Consider the following 1553-nt stretch of genomic DNA (forward strand, 5'->3'; position numbering starts at 1 on the left):
CCCTGTCTGTCAGAGTCCCATGAGACAGATGGATCTTTGAGACCTGTGTAGCGGTAGGGCGAGACGGGATCTTCAGACCAGTGACGTTGACCATGGCAGACATGGCCTCCTCGAAGCAGGAGGATGGCGGGGTGAGCTCCTCGCGAGGCGGACCTCGGTCGGACCGGCCGAAGCGCCGGACCTTCACCGCGGCCTACAAGAAGAGAATCCTGAACGAGTACGACGGCCTGACCGGTGCGGGCGAACGAGGCGCCCTGCTGCGCCGGGAAGGTCTGTACCACTCCCACATCCAGAAATGGCGCGAGGCACAGGAGCAGGGGGCTCGCGAAGCCCTCGAGGGCAGGCCCGCCGGCCGGCCCGCGGCGGCCGAGACAGACGCCGACAACGAGCGGCTACGGCGGGAGAACGAACGGCTCACCGCCGAGCTGGCACGAACGAAAGCGGCGCTGGAAGTCGTGGGAAAAGCGCACGCGCTCTTGGCACTGATCTCCGAGAGCGCGGATTCCGGCAGGAAACCCGGCAGATAGTCGACGAGGCGTTCACCTCGCTGGTGCCCTTGACCTCGGTCAAAGTCGCCTGCGACCTGCTCGGACTGTCCCGGGCGACAATGTACCGTCGGCGCCACCCCACACCCTCCACGGACATCCCGTCACGGACCCCGGCCGTCCACCCGGCAGCGCTTGACGACACCGAACGTGAACGGCTCCTGGAACTCCTCAACAGCGACCGGTTCGTCGACAAGTCCGCCGCCCAGGTCTGGGCGACCCTGCTCGACGAGGGGGTCTACCTGGCCAGCGTGTCCACCATGTACCGGCTGCTGCGGGCCCGAGCCCAGACCGTCGAGCGGCGGGCCCAGGCCACCCACCCCGCCCGGAAGAAACCGGAACTCCTCGCGACCAGACCCAACGAAATCTGGAGCTGGGATATCACGAAACTCACCGGACCCGCCCGCGGCGTCTACTTCGACCTGTACGTCATCCTCGACATATTCTCCCGTAAAGCCATCCACTTCGAGGTCCATCCCACCGAGAACGGGGAACTCGCGAAGGCCTTCATCGAACACGCCGTCGCCGCGAACGGCAGGGTCAGGCCGATCGCTGTCCACGCCGACCGTGGGACCTCGATGACGTCCCAGCCGGTCGCCGCCCTCCTGGCCTACCTGAACATCGACCAGAGCCATTCCCGTCCGCACGTCTCGAACGACAACCCCTACAGCGAAGCACAGTTTAAAACACTCAAGTACTGTCCCGCTTTCCCGGGGCGTTTCGGTTCGCTCCAGGACGCCCGCGTTTTCTGCGACGTCTTCTTCGCCTACTACAACAACGAACACAGGCATTCGGGTATCGCTCTGCACACCCCGGCCAGCGTTCATGACGGCACCGCCCACGAGATCCAGGCCCGTCGCGCCCAGGTCCTCGACGCCGCCTACGCCGCCCACCCCGAGCGGTTCCACCGCCGACCGACCCCGCCCGCCCTGCCGACCAGGGCGTGGATCAACCAGCCCCCAGCGATCATCGAGACCGAGGAGGCGCTACCCACGAACCAAGCAGCCT

At 66.1% G+C, this 1553-nt stretch carries 1 protein-coding gene; it reads left to right on the forward strand.

Annotation, left to right across the window (positions count from 1 at the left end; genetic code table 11):
- Nucleotides 1-92: 92 nt before the first annotated feature.
- A protein-coding gene (locus MXD59_RS25895) for an IS3 family transposase (protein WP_248827182.1) occupies nt 93-1553 on the forward strand; the annotation gives its coding sequence in 2 pieces (ribosomal slippage) (nt 93-456 and nt 456-1553; 1462 coding nt annotated over the 2 pieces). This gene is flagged as partial in the annotation.

It is taken from the genome of Frankia umida (assembly GCF_023242945.1).
Classification (GTDB): domain Bacteria; phylum Actinomycetota; class Actinomycetes; order Frankiales; family Frankiaceae; genus Frankia; species Frankia umida.